We start from the raw sequence: 16,021 nt of genomic DNA on the forward strand, positions 1-16,021 counted from the left end.
AAGAAGACAGCTTTTCTGATATAATAATAGAGATCATGAAAGGAACTGAGAAAATGAAATTTACAGAGTTTAATTTTAAGCCCTATATTCAAGAGGCACTGAAAGAAATAAATTTTAGAGAAGCAACCGAAGTACAGGAAAAACTAATTCCGATTGTCCTAGATGGAAATGATTTGGTTGGAGAGTCAAAGACAGGTTCTGGGAAGACCCATACTTTCCTCTTGCCGATTTTTCAAACCTTAAATGAAGACAGTGAGCAAGTTGAAGCGGTCATCACGGCTCCTAGTCGGGAGTTGGCAACGCAAATTTACCATGCTGCTCGTCAAATCGCTAGTCATTCTGACAAAGAAATTCGGATTGTAAATTATGTTGGAGGAACGGATAAAAACCGTCAGATTGAAAAATTGCAGGTCAAACAGCCGCATATCGTGATTGGAACTCCAGGTCGGATCTATGATCTAGTTGCATCCGGTGATCTGGCTATTCATAAGGCTCATACCTTTGTGGTAGATGAGGCAGATATGACACTGGATATGGGATTTTTGTCTACCGTAGATAAGATTGCTTCAAGACTACCTCAACAACTGCAGTTTTTGGTGTTTTCAGCTACCATTCCACAAAAATTACAGCCTTTCTTGAAAAAATATCTCTCAAACCCTGTTATGGAGCAAATTAAGACCAAGACGGTGATTTCAGATACCATCGATAATTGGCTGGTTTCGACCAAGGGTCGGGATAAAAATGAGCAAATTTACCAATTGACCAAGACCTTGCAACCTTATTTGGCCATGATTTTCGTTAATACAAAAACGAGAGCAGATGATCTCCATGCCTATCTAGTAGCTCAGGGACTCAAAGTGGCGAAGATTCACGGAGATATCCCACCACGTGAACGGAAACGGATCATGAATCAGGTTAAAAATCTTGATTTTGAGTACATTGTAGCGACAGATTTGGCGGCGCGTGGAATTGATATCGAAGGGGTAAGTCATGTCATCAACGATGCCATTCCTCAAGATCTTTCTTTCTTTGTTCACCGTGTCGGCCGGACAGGCCGCAATGGCCTGCCAGGTGTCGCTATTACTCTTTATCAACCAAGTGATGATTCAGATATCCGTGAACTAGAAAAAATGGGCATTCGTTTCGTACCGAAAGTGTTGAAAAATGGGGTTATTGAAGATACCTATGATCGGGATAGACGGGCGAATCGTGAGAAGAAGCAAGAGAAACTTGATATCGAAATGATTGGTCTGGTGAAGAAGAAAAAGAAAAAAATCAAACCAGGCTACAAGAAAAAAATCAAATGGGCAGTTGATGAAAAGCGGAGAAAAGCTAAGCGAGCGGAAAATCGAGCGCGTGGTCGGGCAGAAAGAAAGGCCAAACGCCAAACTTTCTGATCCCTTGTTTCAAATGCTTAAAAGAAAACATAGATTTTCTTTAGGAACTCCATAAAGAAAAACTATTGGGAACTTGTCTAAAATTATGATAGACTAAATTTGTATAGTCTATCATTTTTCTATTTCTGTAGCAATTTTTGGAATTCCAATAGTGAATATGATAGAATGTTTATGTTCGAGAAAGGAAGTAACAAAAATGTTTACAACTAATCTTTTAACTGCCAACTGGTATGCTGACTTTTTAAAACACGTTCCAGATAGCAAGCTGTTTAGTTTGAGAGCCGTATTGGATGCATTTCCGGCTGTCATAGGGAAATTGCCTGTGACGATTTTATTAGCCCTAGGAGGCGCATTTTTTGGGATTATTTTTGCCATGATTTTTGCTCTGGTCAAAATTAATCGTGTACGAATTCTTTACCCGATTCAAGCTGTTTTTGTCAGTTTTTTACGGGGGACTCCTTTGTTGGTTCAGTTGATGTTGACCTATTATGGGATTCCTCTTATTTTAAAAGCGATCAATCAGTCTTATGGAACAGCTTTTAATATTAATGCCATTCCAGCTGAGTTATTTGCAATTGTGGCTCTTGCCTTTAATGAGGCGGCTTATGCGAGTGAGACCATCCGGGCAGCCATTTTATCAGTGGATCCTGGTGAAATTGAGGCAGCGCGTAGTCTTGGAATGACCAACCGTCAAGTTTATCGCCGGATTATTATTCCCAATGCAGCAGTCGTTGCAACTCCAACCTTAATCAATTCTCTCATTGGCTTGACCAAGGGGACCTCGCTAGCCTTTAGTGCCAGTGTAGTTGAAATTTTTGCTCAAGCACGGATTATTGGGGGGAGCGATTTGAAGTACTTTGAACGCTTTATCACGGTATCGATTGTTTACTGGATTGTGAATATTCTCATTGAAATACTAGGCCGTCACATTGAACGTCGACTGGATATTGAGACTCCCGTAGCAATTGATTTACCAGATCAGGAGGTCCGGATCTAATGATTTATATTTCAGAATTATCAAAGACATTTTCAGGTCAAAAGGTTTTAAATAATCTAAGTTTGGAAATTCAAAAAGGGGAAGTCGTGGCCCTAATCGGGTCTTCGGGAGCTGGTAAATCAACCTTCTTACGCAGTTTAAACTATTTGGAAGCACCAGATAGTGGTAGAATTAAGATTGATGATTTCGAAGTTGATTTTGAGCACATTACTCAAGATCAAATCTTAACCTTAAGAAGAAAATTGGCCATGGTGTTCCAACAGTTTAATTTGTTTGGTAGAAAAACAGCCCTTGAAAATGTGAAAGAAGGGCTCATTGTTGTTAAGGGGTTATCCGATCAAGAAGCAACGAAAATTGCTCGAGAAGAACTGGCAAAAGTCGGTTTATCGGATCGTGAAAATCACTATCCTCGTCACCTCTCAGGTGGACAAAAACAACGGGTGGCTTTGGCCCGTGCCTTGGCCATGAAACCAGAGGTTCTTTTGTTGGATGAACCGACTTCAGCCTTGGATCCAGAATTGGTTGGAGAAGTTGAAAAATCCATTGCCAATGCGGCAAAATCAGGACAAACCATGGTACTGGTCAGCCATGATATGTCTTTTGTAGCGCAAGTAGCAGATAAGGTATTATTTCTGGATAAAGGACGGATTATTGAATCTGGAACACCAGAGGAAATCATGCAACATCCAAAAGAAGAACGGACAAAAGAATTCTTTGCTAGTTACAAACGGACCTATGTTTGATATAATAGAGGAGAGGTAAGACTCAGCTGGCGATGCTAGCTGGGTTTGTTTTCTGAAAATGTAAAAATATTTGGAGTCGTGATGTTAAATAAATTATTGTCCTTATATTTACAAAGTTTAGTGACGACAACGATTTTAGTTGGGATCGCTTCTTGTATTTGGATTGGCTACCGTGCCCTTAAGAAGAAAGATAAAACAGCCAAGCAACGACAAGCCCATTTGTATGATATCCTCTTAATTGATATCATGACGATTCCTATTTTAACCTTTGCGGTCATAGGGATTTTGTTTATCTTTCAAGCACGATAATTGCAAAAAGACCGTGTTAGAATTATAATGGTTACAACAAAACAGAAAGAGGTTGTGTATGTTTGATACAGTGATTATTGGAGCAGGTCCTGCAGGGATGACTGCTGCCCTTTATGCAGCACGAAGCAATTTAAAAGTCGCATTAATTGAGAGAGGGATTCCAGGCGGTCAAATGAACAATACGTCTGACATTGAAAACTATCCTGGCTATGCGAATATTAGTGGCCCAGACTTGGCTGAAAAAATGTTCGAGCCTTTGGAAAATCTTGGTGTGGAACATTTGTTTGGTCAGGTAGAGCGCATCGAAGACCACGGAGCAACCAAAAAGATTGTCACAGATGATGGGGAATTTGAAGCTAAAACTCTTGTGATTGCCACAGGGTCTAACCACCGTTCATTGAATGTCCCTGGTGAAGAAGAGCTGAATAGTAGAGGGGTTTCCTACTGTGCTGTTTGTGATGGAGCTTTCTTTAGAGACGAGGATCTCTTGGTCGTTGGTGGAGGTGATTCTGCGGTAGAAGAAGCTGTCTTTTTGACTCAGTTTGCAAAAACAGTGACGATTGCTCACCGAAGAGACCAGCTTCGTGCCCAAAAAGTTCTTCAAGACCGTGCCTTTGCCAATGATAAAATTCATTTTGCTTGGAATACGGTTGTTGAAGAAATTAAGGGTGAACAAAAAGTAACGTCTGTCCTTTTAAAAGATGTGAAGACAGGAGAGGTTAGAGAGCAAGCCTTCGGTGGTGTCTTTATCTATGTCGGTTTAGATCCTGTCAGTGATTTTGCGACAGAACTTGGTATTTTAGATGAAAATGGCTGGGTGGTCACGGATGATCATATGAGAACCACAGTCCCAGGTATTTTTGCGGTTGGCGATGTTCGTCAAAAAGATTTGCGTCAAGTGACGACAGCAGTCGGAGACGGTGCGATTGCTGGCCAAGAAGTTTATAAATATATCACAGAAAACTTTTAATCCAAAAAATCTGAGCTTCCTGTCACAGATTTTTTTCATGCTTTCCTTTCAGTATTCAATAGAGCTGAAATGTGCTATAATGGTACTAATTTTATGGTAGGAATTCATAGAACAAATCAATAAAAAAGAGGTATACATATGTATCCAGATGACAGTTTAACTTTGCATACTGATTTATACCAAATCAACATGATGCAAGTCTATTTTGATCAAGGTATCCACAATAAACATGCTGTATTTGAAGTGTATTTTCGTCAACAGCCTTTTAAAAACGGTTACGCTGTATTTGCTGGCTTAGAGAGAATTGTGAAATACTTGGAAAACTTGAGTTTTTCTGAGAGCGATATTGCCTATTTAAAGTCACTTGGTTATCATGGGGCCTTCTTGGAATATCTTCGTGATCTCAAGTTGGAATTGACGGTACGATCGGCTCAAGAAGGAGACTTAGTCTTTGCGAATGAACCAATTGTTCAGGTAGAAGGTCCTTTGGCTCAGTGTCAATTGGTGGAAACAGCCCTTTTGAATATCGTCAACTTTCAAACCTTGATTGCAACAAAAGCTGCTCGTATTCGTTCGGTCATTGAAGATGAGCCTTTGATGGAATTTGGAACACGTCGTGCGCAAGAAATGGATGCTGCCATTTGGGGAACTCGTGCAGCAGTCATCGGAGGGGCCAATGGAACTAGTAATGTTCGTGCAGGAAAACTCTTTGGAATCCCAGTTTTAGGAACCCATGCCCATTCTCTTGTACAAGTATATGGGAATGACTATCAAGCCTTTAAAGCTTATGCGGAAACCCATAAAGATTGTGTCTTCCTCGTCGATACCTATGATACGCTTCGTATTGGGGTACCAGCAGCTATTCAGGTAGCGCGTGAAATGGGAGATAAGATCAATTTCCTAGGCGTCCGGATTGACTCAGGAGATATTGCCTATATTTCTAAAAAGGTTCGCCAGCAATTAGATGAGGCTGGGTTTACAAATGCTAAAATCTACGCTTCTAATGACTTGGATGAAAATACCATCCTCAACTTAAAAATGCAAAAAGCAAAAATTGATGTTTGGGGTGTAGGGACCAAGTTAATTACAGCTTACGATCAACCAGCGCTTGGAGCGGTATACAAAATTGTTTCTGTTGAAAATGATAAAGGAGAGATGATCAATACCATCAAGCTTTCCAATAATGCCGAGAAAGTTTCTACTCCAGGTAAAAAGCAAGTCTGGCGGATTACGAGCCGTGAAAAAGGTAAGTCAGAAGGAGACTACATCACTTATGATGGAGTAGATGTTTCACAACTGACAGAACTTAAAATGTTCCATCCAACTTATACCTACATTAATAAAACAGTTCGAAACTTTGAGGCCATTCCTCTTTTAGTGGATATTTTTAAAGAGGGTCAATTGGTTTATCAATTGCCAACATTATCAGAAATTCAAGAATATGCTCGTAAAAATTACGATCAATTATGGGATGAATACAAGCGTGTCCTCAATCCACAGCATTACCCAGTTGACTTGGCTAAAGATATTTGGCAGGATAAGATGGATCTGATCGAGGAAATGCGTAACAAGGCCAATGGAGAAGGAGAAGCAAAATGAGTTTGCAAGAAGAGATTATCCAACAATTGGGTGTCAAGCCAAACATTGATCCTCAGGAAGAGATTCGCCGCTCGGTTGATTTCTTAAAAAGATATCTAAAAAAACATCCCTTCTTGAAAACATTTGTATTAGGGATCTCAGGAGGACAAGATTCAACTCTTGCTGGACGATTAGCTCAATTAGCCATGGAAGAAATGCGCGCAGAAACAGGAGATGCCTCCTATCAATTTGTTGCCGTTCGTCTTCCTTATGGGGTACAGGCAGATGAAGCAGATGCACAAAAAGCATTGGCCTTTATCCAGCCGGATGTTAGCCTGGTTGTGAATATCAAGGAGTCTGCTGACGAAATGGTACGAGCTGTAGAAGCGACTGGAACAGAGGTTTCTGATTTTAACAAAGGCAATATTAAGGCTCGCAGTCGCATGATTGCTCAGTATGCTCTAGCTGGAGCACGTAGCGGAGCGGTGATTGGGACGGATCATGCTGCAGAAAATATTACTGGTTTCTTCACAAAATTTGGAGATGGTGGTGCAGATATTTTGCCCCTTTTCCGTTTGAATAAACGCCAAGGAAAACAATTGCTTAAGGTCTTAGGAGCCGATCCTGCTCTTTATGAGAAAATCCCAACAGCAGATTTGGAAGAAGAAAACCCAGGAATAGCAGATGAAGTAGCGCTGGGTGTCACCTATAATGAAATCGATGATTACCTAGAAGGCAAACAAGTGAGCCCAGAAGCTCAAGCCACTATTGAAAAATGGTGGTACAAAGGCCAACACAAACGCCACTTGCCAATCACAGTATTTGATCATTTTTGGGAGTAAAAAGGTCCAGTGGACCTTTTTAGCCCGAGTCTTAAAATAGGAGAACGAGGTAGAAAACGGTAACTCGTAGAGTTCGATTTTCTAGTCTCACCATACAATATTGTGAAAAGCATCAAAAAGAAGGGCGGTTTCATCCGTCCTTTTCTTCTAGATTAAAGTAAAAAAATTGCAGAAATCAAGTTGCATGAAAAAATGAAGGGAGACAATCTATGAATCATCTTGGTAGTCTTGTTATGGAGACAGAGCATTTATACTTGAGGCCTTTCGTTTTGGAAGATGCACCAGCGATGTATGAAAATTGGGCCTCTAATCCTGAAAATCTGAAATTTGTTACCTGGGATGCCCATACATCTTCTGAGAGGACCAGAGAATCAATCAAAAGATGGGTCGAACAGTATCAAAAACCAGATACTTATAAATGGGCGATCTGTTTGAAAACATCACCGGATCAGGTAATTGGAGATATTAGTGTGGTTTCTCAAGACCAGGAAAGTCAATCTTGCGAGCTAGGTTATATCCTTGGCAAGAAATTCTGGGGGAAGGGATTCATGACAGAAGCCGTCATAGCTGTGTTAGATTTCTTATTAAACAAAGTCGGATTTAAAGAAATCAAAGCCACTTATGTCAGTTTAAATCCTGCTTCAGGGAAAGTTATGGCAAAGGCCGGAATGCAGTATGTAGAAACCATCCCTCATGCCATTCAACGCAAAGGATATTGCGGGGATAAAATTATTTATTCCATACAGAACCCCTCTCTATAGGGTGATTTTTACTTGAAGATTCTGCTCAAAGGATTATAATAGTAGATAACGAAAAAAGGAGATTGCTATGTCAGAATTAACGAAAGAATTTACAGAACAGCTCTATGCCAATTATGAAGCAAACGTGAAATATGCGGCTCTTGAAAATGCTGTTACCCACAATGGGATTCATGCATCGCTTGAAACGCGCAAGAGTGCAGTAGAACATACACCAGTTTTTTCACTTGATTTGACCAAGGACAAGGTGACAAACCAAAAAGCATCTGGGCGTTGTTGGATGTTTGCGGCTTTAAATACCTTCCGCCACAAAATGATCTCAAGCTTCCAATTGGAGGATTTTGAATTGTCTCAAGCACATACTTTCTTTTGGGATAAGTATGAAAAAGCAAACTGGTTTTTGGAGCAAGTGATTGCTACAGCAGACCAAGAATTGACCAGCCGTAAGGTGGCTTTTCTCCTACAAACTCCTCAACAAGATGGGGGTCAATGGGATATGGTGGTATCCCTCTTTGAGAAATACGGGGTAGTTCCAAAATCAGTTTATCCAGAATCGATTTCTTCAAGCAATAGCCGGGAATTGAACACCTACCTCAATAAACTCTTGCGTCAAGATGCGCAAATCTTGCGTGACTTGATTCACTCAGGCGCAGATAGTGAGGCAGTTGCGAGCAAGAAACAAGCCTTGTTGCAAGAAATTTTTAACTTCTTGGCTATGTCTTTAGGATTGCCTCCACGTGAATTTGACTTTTCATACCGTGATAAGGACAACCAATTCCATAGTGAAAGTGGCTTAACTCCACAAAGCTTCTACAAAAAATATGTAGACCTTCAATTAGACGATTACGTCTCTATTATCAATGCCCCAACTACAGATAAGCCATATGGAAAATCTTACACCGTAGATATGCTGGGCAATGTTGTTGGTAGCCGTCCAGTCCGCTACCTAAATGTTCCAATGGATCGATTGAAAGAATTAGCCATTGCTCAAATGAAAGCAGGAGAAACGGTCTGGTTTGGTTCAGATGTAGGCCAAGTCAGCAACCGTAAAGCCGGAATCCTGGCAACAGATGTCTACGATTTTGAAGCAGGCATGGATATTCATTTGACACAAGACAAGGCGGGTCGCTTGGACTATGCAGAAAGTCTAATGACACACGCTATGGTCTTGACAGGGGTTGATTTAGACGAAGTAGGTCAGTCTCGTAAATGGAAGGTTGAAAATTCATGGGGAGACAAGGTCGGTACAGATGGTTACTTTGTGGCTTCTGATGCTTGGATGGATGAATATACCTACCAAATCGTGGTTCGTAAAGAATTCCTAACAGCAGACGAATTAGCAGCCTATGAAGCAGAACCAATTGTCCTAGCACCGTGGGATCCAATGGGAGCTTTGGCAAAATAATGATACAGAAAAGAGCCGAAAGGCTCTTTTTTTTATATACTCAAAAATAAAAAAGCTGGGAAGTCTAACTAAATAAATCAGATTTTATTCGTTCTGGTTTTTTAACCATTGTTTTAAAAAAAGCCGGGCGAAAAGCCCGACTTCTCTGTTATATTATTCGTTATGATTGTTAGAGTCTTGTGAAGAAGGCTCAGATGGTTTAGATGGATTTTCTTCGTTTGAAGAGCTAGACGATGGTTCTTCATACGAATACTGATCAGTGGAATAACTTGGCTCATAATAGTAGTTATTGTAGTTGTTCTTACCATTGTTTAAGTAGAGATAAGAACCACTTCGATACAGTCCACTTGGTTGCGTCCAATCTGTATGACCAGAATTGTTGTTATTAGCAAGATAGAGCATCATCTGACGGTAAACATCTGTTGCTACCTGAATTCCGTTGTCTAATACCGGAGTCAAGCGATTTGAATAACCAGTCCAGACGGCCATAGCATATTCAGGTGTGTATCCAACGAATGATTCATCTGGAGCTACGATACTTGAATAACCTATATTTTTGGTTAACTTATTAATCTCGTTGTCAGCATAGTTTGATGTACCTGTCTTACCAGCTTGGTAGACTCCTGAAATAGCCGCATTTGTACCAATACCAGACATGAGAACGGTCTTCATCATATCTGTCATCATGTAGGCAGTTGTTGCCTTCATCGCGCGGGTTCCTTCGGAATCAAATTCTTTTGTGGTTCCATCACTAAAGACAACTCGACTGACATATTTCGGTTTGTAATAGGTACCACCATTTGCAAAAGCAGCATAGGCAGCAGCCATTTTTTCACTGCTAGCTCCGTATTTGTTACTTGAATCGCTAGTATTACTTGAGATGGCATTGGCGTATACCATTTCTGGATAATCGATTCCCAGTCCATTTAGGAATTTCTTGGCTTTTTTAAGCCCGACTTTTTCGAGAACCTTCACCGCTGGAACGTTCCGAGATTGTTGGATTGCATAAGTCATAGTAATACTACCGTAGTAAGAACGGTCCCAGTTGTAGACTGGTGTTGAGGAATGTGGGAAATTGTACGGTGCATCTGTGATGGTAGCTGCAGTAGAAGTATATTCCTCATGTTCAAGAGCTGGGGCGTAGTCTGTGATTGGCTTCATACTAGAACCCAAGTCACGGTTAGTCTCAACGGCTTGGTTTGTACCAAAGGAAACGTTGCTAGATTGGTGACGAGAGCCAAGTTGTGCAATGACTTTACCATTATTAACATCGATAACTGTTGAAGCTACTTGCAATTCATCATCTGGATAGTTGACATATTCATCTGTATTGTAGATGTCCCACAATTTCTTTTGCGCTTCGGTATCAACGTTAGTATAGACATCCATCCCAGTTGTGAGCAAATTGTAGCCTGTTTCTTCTTCGACCTGCTCGATCACTTCTTTCAGGTAATTATCCATATAGGCTGGGTAACTGCTTGAAGAACTAAGACTTTGCAGACCATCTGTAACAGGTGTATTGACCGCTGCTTCGTATTGTTTGTTAGAAATGGTCTTCATATCAAGCATTTCTTTTAATACTAAGTTTCGGCGCTGTTGCGCTGCTTCAGGATGGGAGTATGGATCGTATTGGTTTGGTGCTTGGGGCATCCCCGCAAGGAGTGCCAATTGAGGGAGCGAAAGATCTTTTAGATCTTTTCCGTAATAACTTTTCGCAGCTGTCTGCATTCCGTAGTTCCCATTCGCCATAAATACTTTATTGACGTAATAGGTCAAGATTTCTTGTTTGGTTGCTTTCTTTTCTAGTTGGGTTGCTAACCAAGCTTCTTGGATCTTACGAGAGAGGGTACGGTCAGAGGCTGAAGTGGAGAAATAGGTTAACTTGATCAATTGTTGCGTCAAGGTTGACCCACCTTGACTTCCTCCTCGTAAGTTGTGAAGGAAGGAACCGCCGATCCGAATGATGTCGACCCCACGGTGATTGAAGAAACGGTGGTCTTCAATCGCAACGATAGCATTGACCAAATCAGTAGGGATTTCATTGGCTGTGACATTGATTCGTTTCTCAGCCCCCAAATCTGCGATCAAGTTATTTTGGTTGTCATAGATCTTACTAGATGTTGTTGCAACCAAATCTTTTTCAGACAAGGTTGGTGCTTTCATAGCATAGTAACTAAATATCAGTCCACCAAGGACAAATAAAAGTAAGAAAAATGAAATGGCTGCGATCGCAACATATTTCAACCATTGAATGACTGTTTGTTTATTCATTTAAATACCGCCTAGAAGTTTCTGTTCGATAATATCAAGATAAGGAACGCTCGGAAGTCGATTCTCATCTACTAGAAAGCCGTGCTCCTGAATATAGGAGAGGGGCATGGATTTACTACCATGATCGATGTTGTAATAGTGAATTAATGCAGGAGCAGGTAGTAAGTAGGTTTCACTCAACTTTGCAAAATGCAAGAGAACGAAACAGATACCGCCTTGCTGGACAACCGCCTCCATATGATCGATCTGATGTTGATGAAAATTTTTCATCGGCATGGACTGTTTTTGCTGTGTTTCCTTCGCTTCAAAATCGATATAGCGTCCCTTGTATACTCCAGAGTAGTCCGTCGTTGAGGCTTGCCTGAAATAGGCTTCAACAATCTTTGCCCGACTGCGACGTGGATAATCCACTTTCACGATTTGAATCGGGGTTGGTTTTTTGTGGATGACTGCCAGACCACGAGAAAGATAGTATTGATTGCTTTCGTTGATCATTTTTTCAAATGTCATCCCACGATTCGCAAAGTCGATCGGATGTTTCTTTTGTGTAGAGACCAAGGTTTTTTTGGCTACTTTATGTGGATAGTTGACCATAGTTCTCCTTATTGGTACAATTACATCACTCTATTATATCATAAATTAGAATAATGAGGAAAAAATGAATACCATACTTGTTGCAGGTTATAAGAGTTTTGATGTGGGAGTCTTTTCCAATAAAGACCTCGATTGCCCATCATTAAAAAAGCTATTGAAAGAGATCTTCGTCGTCTATTTGAAGAAGGAGTGAAATGGCTGGTCTTTTCTGGTAATTTGGGATTTGAGGCTTGGGTACTAGAAGTTGCCTTTGCATTAAAAGAAGATTACGATTTTCAAATGGCGACGATCTTTCTATTTGAGAATGTTGGCGAAAATTGGAATGAAGCCAATCAGGAGCTATTGGCACGTTTCAAACAGGTGGATTTCGTGAAATATGCTTATCCCCACTATAGCAATCCGGGTCAATTAAAAGAATACAATCAGTTTTTGATAGATAATGCGGATGGAGCTTACCTTTTTTATGATCCAGATAATGAAACCAATTTAAAGTATCTTTACAAAATGATGCTAGAAAAAGAACTATTTTATGTCAAACAATTAAGTTTTGATGACTTAAATGAACTTGCTGAAAATTTTTACGAAAACTAAGTGTTATACCTTGATTTTTCTTACCAATTTTTTATATAATTGAGATGATGAACTAGATTGGAGAGAGTAATGGCAAGTATTATTTTTACTGCGAAAGATATTTTTGATCAAGATTTCAAACGAGAAGTTCGTGGTTATAGTAAAGATGAAGTAAATGAATTTTTGGATGATGTTATAAAAGACTATGAAACCTATGCTGCTTTGGTGAAGGAATTGCGTGAAGAAAACGCACGCCTTCGTGAAGAACTTGCCCAAAAAGCACAGGAAACACCCCAAACATCTCCAATTGCTAGTACAGCTACGCAAGAATTCCCGCAAGTGACAACAGCGACGAACTTTGATATCCTCAAGCGTCTCAATCGTTTGGAAAAAGAAGTTTTTGGGAAACAGATCGTAGATCGCGATTAGTAATCCCATAGATCGTGCAATTTTTGGATAATCGCGTGAGAGAATCCTCTCATGAGGAAAGTCCATGCTAGCACAGGCTGTGATGCCTGTAGTGTTTGTGCTAGGTGAATCCATAAGCCTAGGGACTTGGTATTCAAGTTACGGCGAGTGAAGGAGCTAAGTCTAAGGATAAGCTCTAGTAACTCTGAAAGTGCCACAGTGACGTAGTTTTTAGGGAAACCTAAAAAGTGGAACGCGGTAAACCCCTCAAGCTAGCAACCCAAACTTTGGTCGGGGCATGGAATGCGTGGAAACGAACATAGCATTCTGACTGGAAACAGTAGACAGATGATTATCGAAAGAAATGGTACCTAGTCATTTCTGGAACAAAACATGGCTTATAGAAAATTGCATATAGGTTGATGAGGTGGAGAGAGATCTCAACCTCCTTTTTTAAAGTGATAGGAATAAGATGAAAAAACAATTTGAATTGATTGCAACGGCCGCTGCTGGTATAGAGGCTGTTGTTGGTCGAGAACTACGCGATCTCGGCTACGATTGCCAGGTTGAAAATGGACGGGTTCGATTTCAAGGAGACCGTCGAGCAATCATAGAGACCAATCTCTGGTTGCGCGCGGCTGATCGAGTGAAAATTGTGGTTGGGACTTTTCCAGCCAAAACCTTTGAAGAACTTTTTCAAGGTGTCTTTGCTTTGGATTGGGAAAATTATTTGCCTTTAGGAGCACGTTTTCCTATTTCTAAGGCTAAATGTGTCAAATCAAAACTGCATAATGAACCTAGCGTTCAGGCCATTTCGAAAAAAGCAGTTGTTAAAAAGTTACAAAAACACTATGCCCGACCAGAAGGGGTTCCCTTGATGGAAAATGGGGCAGAGTTCAAGATTGAAGTATCGATCCTTAAAGACCAAGCCACCGTCTTGATTGACACGACTGGTAGTAGCCTCTTCAAACGTGGCTATCGGACCGAAAAAGGGGGAGCCCCTATTAAGGAAAATATGGCGGCAGCAATCCTTCTGCTGTCAAACTGGTATCCAGATAAGCCCTTGATTGACCCGACATGTGGTTCTGGAACGTTTTGTATTGAGGCAGCGATGATTGCGAGAAATATGGCACCTGGTTTACGTCGGACCTTTTCTTTTGAAGAATGGAACTGGATGGATGATCGCTTGATTCATGAAGTCCGTCAAGAAGCAAGCAGAAAAATCAATCGCGAGATCGAATTGGATATTATGGGAACTGATATCGATGCACGGATGGTTGAGATTGCCAAAGAAAATGCCCAGAAAGCGGGCGTTAGCAGAGACATTACTTTTAAACAAATGCGAGTTCAAGATCTTCACTCAGATAAGATCAACGGGGTGATTATCTCCAACCCTCCATATGGAGAACGCTTATCCGATGATGAGGGTGTGACGAAATTGTATACTGAAATGGGGCACGTATTTGCACCTCTCAAAACCTGGAGTAAATTCATCCTAACCAGTGATGAAGGTTTTGAATCTAAATTCGGTAGTAAAGCAGATAAAAAACGAAAACTTTATAACGGAACCCTAAAAGTTGATCTCTACCAATATTTTGGGGAACGAGTAAAACGGCAGATTAAGGCATAGAAAGGATTTTTATGACAGAGAAGGATAAAAAGCCATTAGAGCAAGAAACAGAATCAATTTTAGAGTTTGAAGATGCTAAAGAGATGACGATTGGGCAGGCCAATCGAAAGGCAGAAGAAATCGAAGCAGGTGTAACGGAAGGTGATAATGTCTTAGACAAATACATCAAACAACACCGAGCAGAAATTGAAGCGGAAAAATACGATACAAAGATCTTAGCTAAGGAAGAGTTGGCTAAAGCTGAAGAGTTGGCAGCTTCAGAAACAGTTGCCGAAGTAGCTGAAGCAGTGGAGGCACCGGAAGTAACGGAAACAGTCTTGGAACAAAGTCCTGAAATGGATGCTATCTCAACAGAATTACCTGCTAAGATTAAATTTGGACCTACACCAACTGAACCAATTGTAGAAGCAGAGGAGCTTCCTGAGGAAACACCAAGCAATGCGGGCAAACGAATCAAAGCAGTTCTATACTCTGCCTTAGGTCTTGCGATTGTCGGTTCGGCCATTTTTGTGACCTATAACTGGATGCACAGTCGTGGAAAATCTGGTGGTACAACAGTTGTATCGTCTTCATCTAGCAAGTCATCTTCTACTTCTAAATCAAGTAGCAGTGAAACACAAGCTCAAAAATTGGAAGAGTTTACCAAAGCCTACGATGCCTTTTTTGTAGATGAATCAAAAAGTGCTCTTAAAAATGATAAATTCGGAGACTTGGAAAATCTGAAGAAACTGCTGGACAAATTAGAAGGAAGCAGTGATTATAATGCGGCTAAAACAAAATATGAAGACCTTGTAAAGCAAGTTTCTGCTATTCAAAAAGTGAATTCTCAATTTAGTTCTCCAGTCATCAAAGATGGAGTTCTTGATGCAACTGCCAAAGCGAAAAGTGATGCGACCTTTGCAGAAACAAAGACAGGCAATGAAAAATTAGATAGCTTATTGAATGAAGCGGTTGCGCAAGGACGTTCACAACAAGTTGCGACACCGGCACCAGTGACTGGAACAGGTGGTACAGATACTTCTAATGCAACCCCAGCCCCAGCTCAAGCAGCAACACCTACGGCCCCAGCTGTCAATGCTGCTACAGGTAGTGCAGGAACGGCAAGTCCAGGCTATTCAGGGTACGGTCTTCCAAGTGATGGTGTCCCACTTCAGCGGAACTTGAGTCGTGTGCCATATAACCAAGCAGCTATCAATGATGTCAATAACCCAGCTTGGGTATTTGGTGATGGGATCCTTGAAAAAGTATTGAATATTGCTCGTAAACGTGGACATATCACTGGCAATCAATACATTTTAGAGCGTGTCAATATCATTAACGGTAATGGCTATTACAACCTCTTCAAACCAGATGGAACCTATCTCTTTAGTATCAATGCCAAAACTGGTTATTTCGTAGGAAACGGAAAAGGTCATTCAGATGCTCTGGATTATTAATGCCTGAGCAGACATCCCCTTTCTGGAAAAAATGACAATAAAAAAGAGAGTGGGACAGAAATCGGTAATTCGTTAGAATTCGATTTCGTCGTCCCACCTCCGCACAGTTGAGT

Annotated in this window: 14 protein-coding genes, 1 other RNA gene and 1 pseudogene; 14 read left to right on the forward strand and 2 right to left on the reverse strand. The window is 40.8% G+C overall.

Going from position 1 to position 16,021, the window contains the following annotated elements; translation table 11 throughout:
• Window positions 1-53: 53 nt before the first annotated feature.
• The 9 genes from M1G14_RS08275 (at window position 54) to pepC (ending at window position 8,999) form a co-directional block, all read left to right on the forward strand.
• Window positions 54-1,397, forward strand: coding sequence for a DEAD/DEAH box helicase (locus M1G14_RS08275; protein WP_150905416.1), 1,344 nt, complete (start codon window positions 54-56; stop codon window positions 1,395-1,397).
• Window positions 1,398-1,593: 196 nt separating this feature from the next.
• A complete protein-coding gene (locus tag M1G14_RS08280) occupies window positions 1,594-2,394 on the forward strand; it encodes an amino acid ABC transporter permease (protein WP_049498839.1) in 801 nt (266 codons plus the stop codon).
• Entirely contained in the window at window positions 2,394-3,137 is a 744-nt protein-coding gene (locus M1G14_RS08285; protein ID WP_003003991.1) for an amino acid ABC transporter ATP-binding protein, read from the forward strand. The genes M1G14_RS08280 and M1G14_RS08285 overlap by 1 nt, the downstream gene beginning before the upstream one ends.
• Window positions 3,138-3,218: 81 nt before the next feature.
• On the forward strand, window positions 3,219-3,446 hold the full coding sequence (locus M1G14_RS08290; protein ID WP_003003995.1) for a DUF4059 family protein: 228 nt from the start codon (window positions 3,219-3,221) through the stop codon (window positions 3,444-3,446).
• Between the two features lie 58 nt (window positions 3,447-3,504).
• Entirely contained in the window at window positions 3,505-4,416 is a 912-nt protein-coding gene (gene trxB / locus M1G14_RS08295; RefSeq protein WP_247926509.1) for a thioredoxin-disulfide reductase, read from the forward strand.
• A 138-nt stretch (window positions 4,417-4,554) separates the two neighbouring features.
• Entirely contained in the window at window positions 4,555-6,015 is a 1,461-nt protein-coding gene (locus M1G14_RS08300) for a nicotinate phosphoribosyltransferase (RefSeq protein WP_247926510.1), read from the forward strand.
• Complete coding sequence (gene nadE / locus M1G14_RS08305; RefSeq protein ID WP_247926511.1) at window positions 6,012-6,836, forward strand: ammonia-dependent NAD(+) synthetase; 825 nt, start codon at window positions 6,012-6,014, stop codon at window positions 6,834-6,836. Before M1G14_RS08300 ends, nadE begins: the two co-directional genes overlap by 4 nt.
• A gap of 209 nt (window positions 6,837-7,045) precedes the next feature.
• Window positions 7,046-7,597 (forward strand): GNAT family N-acetyltransferase, encoded by a 552-nt coding sequence (locus M1G14_RS08310; protein ID WP_247926512.1) that lies wholly within the window; start codon window positions 7,046-7,048, stop codon window positions 7,595-7,597.
• A 67-nt stretch (window positions 7,598-7,664) separates the two neighbouring features.
• Complete coding sequence (gene pepC, locus M1G14_RS08315; RefSeq protein ID WP_247926513.1) at window positions 7,665-8,999, forward strand: C1 family peptidase; 1,335 nt, start codon at window positions 7,665-7,667, stop codon at window positions 8,997-8,999.
• A gap of 153 nt (window positions 9,000-9,152) precedes the next feature.
• On the opposite strand, the gene pbp1a is transcribed toward pepC, so the two are convergent.
• Window positions 9,153-11,270: a penicillin-binding protein PBP1A gene (gene pbp1a / locus M1G14_RS08320; protein WP_247926514.1), complete on the reverse strand. Its 2,118-nt coding sequence runs from the start codon at window positions 11,268-11,270 to the stop codon at window positions 9,153-9,155.
• On the reverse strand, window positions 11,271-11,864 hold the full coding sequence (recU, locus tag M1G14_RS08325) for a Holliday junction resolvase RecU (RefSeq protein WP_247926515.1): 594 nt from the start codon (window positions 11,862-11,864) through the stop codon (window positions 11,271-11,273).
• A gap of 64 nt (window positions 11,865-11,928) precedes the next feature.
• On the opposite strand from recU, the pseudogene M1G14_RS08330 reads away from it, so the two are divergent.
• The 5 genes and pseudogenes from M1G14_RS08330 (at window position 11,929) to M1G14_RS08350 (ending at window position 15,908) form a co-directional block, all read left to right on the forward strand.
• Window positions 11,929-12,455, forward strand: a pseudogene (locus M1G14_RS08330) (SLOG family protein).
• 69 nt (window positions 12,456-12,524) lie between these two features.
• Complete coding sequence (gene gpsB, locus M1G14_RS08335; protein ID WP_247926516.1) at window positions 12,525-12,863, forward strand: cell division regulator GpsB; 339 nt, start codon at window positions 12,525-12,527, stop codon at window positions 12,861-12,863.
• A 19-nt stretch (window positions 12,864-12,882) separates the two neighbouring features.
• Window positions 12,883-13,248: RNase P RNA component class B (gene rnpB, locus M1G14_RS08340), an RNA gene on the forward strand.
• 66 nt (window positions 13,249-13,314) lie between these two features.
• Window positions 13,315-14,472, forward strand: coding sequence for a THUMP domain-containing class I SAM-dependent RNA methyltransferase (locus M1G14_RS08345; RefSeq protein WP_049523208.1), 1,158 nt, complete (start codon window positions 13,315-13,317; stop codon window positions 14,470-14,472).
• An 11-nt stretch (window positions 14,473-14,483) separates the two neighbouring features.
• Window positions 14,484-15,908: a cell division site-positioning protein MapZ family protein gene (locus M1G14_RS08350; protein WP_247926517.1), complete on the forward strand. Its 1,425-nt coding sequence runs from the start codon at window positions 14,484-14,486 to the stop codon at window positions 15,906-15,908.
• The last annotated feature ends 113 nt before the right edge of the window (window positions 15,909-16,021 follow it).

The organism is Streptococcus parasanguinis (assembly GCF_023109675.1).
Classification (GTDB): domain Bacteria; phylum Bacillota; class Bacilli; order Lactobacillales; family Streptococcaceae; genus Streptococcus; species Streptococcus parasanguinis_I.

What these genes read in the sequence shown, in the direction of transcription:
- M1G14_RS08275 (WP_150905416.1), top strand. Translation starts at nt 54, where the DNA reads ATGAAATTTACAGAGTTTAATTTTAAGCCCTATATTCAAGAGGCACTG.
- M1G14_RS08280 (WP_049498839.1), top strand. Translation starts at nt 1,594, where the DNA reads ATGTTTACAACTAATCTTTTAACTGCCAACTGGTATGCTGACTTTTTA.
- M1G14_RS08285 (WP_003003991.1), top strand. Translation starts at nt 2,394, where the DNA reads ATGATTTATATTTCAGAATTATCAAAGACATTTTCAGGTCAAAAGGTT.
- M1G14_RS08290 (WP_003003995.1), top strand. Translation starts at nt 3,219, where the DNA reads ATGTTAAATAAATTATTGTCCTTATATTTACAAAGTTTAGTGACGACA.
- trxB (WP_247926509.1), top strand. Translation starts at nt 3,505, where the DNA reads ATGTTTGATACAGTGATTATTGGAGCAGGTCCTGCAGGGATGACTGCT.
- M1G14_RS08300 (WP_247926510.1), top strand. Translation starts at nt 4,555, where the DNA reads ATGTATCCAGATGACAGTTTAACTTTGCATACTGATTTATACCAAATC.
- nadE (WP_247926511.1), top strand. Translation starts at nt 6,012, where the DNA reads ATGAGTTTGCAAGAAGAGATTATCCAACAATTGGGTGTCAAGCCAAAC.
- M1G14_RS08310 (WP_247926512.1), top strand. Translation starts at nt 7,046, where the DNA reads ATGAATCATCTTGGTAGTCTTGTTATGGAGACAGAGCATTTATACTTG.
- pepC (WP_247926513.1), top strand. Translation starts at nt 7,665, where the DNA reads ATGTCAGAATTAACGAAAGAATTTACAGAACAGCTCTATGCCAATTAT.
- pbp1a (WP_247926514.1), bottom strand. Translation starts at nt 11,270, where the DNA reads ATGAATAAACAAACAGTCATTCAATGGTTGAAATATGTTGCGATCGCA.
- recU (WP_247926515.1), bottom strand. Translation starts at nt 11,864, where the DNA reads ATGGTCAACTATCCACATAAAGTAGCCAAAAAAACCTTGGTCTCTACA.
- gpsB (WP_247926516.1), top strand. Translation starts at nt 12,525, where the DNA reads ATGGCAAGTATTATTTTTACTGCGAAAGATATTTTTGATCAAGATTTC.
- M1G14_RS08345 (WP_049523208.1), top strand. Translation starts at nt 13,315, where the DNA reads ATGAAAAAACAATTTGAATTGATTGCAACGGCCGCTGCTGGTATAGAG.
- M1G14_RS08350 (WP_247926517.1), top strand. Translation starts at nt 14,484, where the DNA reads ATGACAGAGAAGGATAAAAAGCCATTAGAGCAAGAAACAGAATCAATT.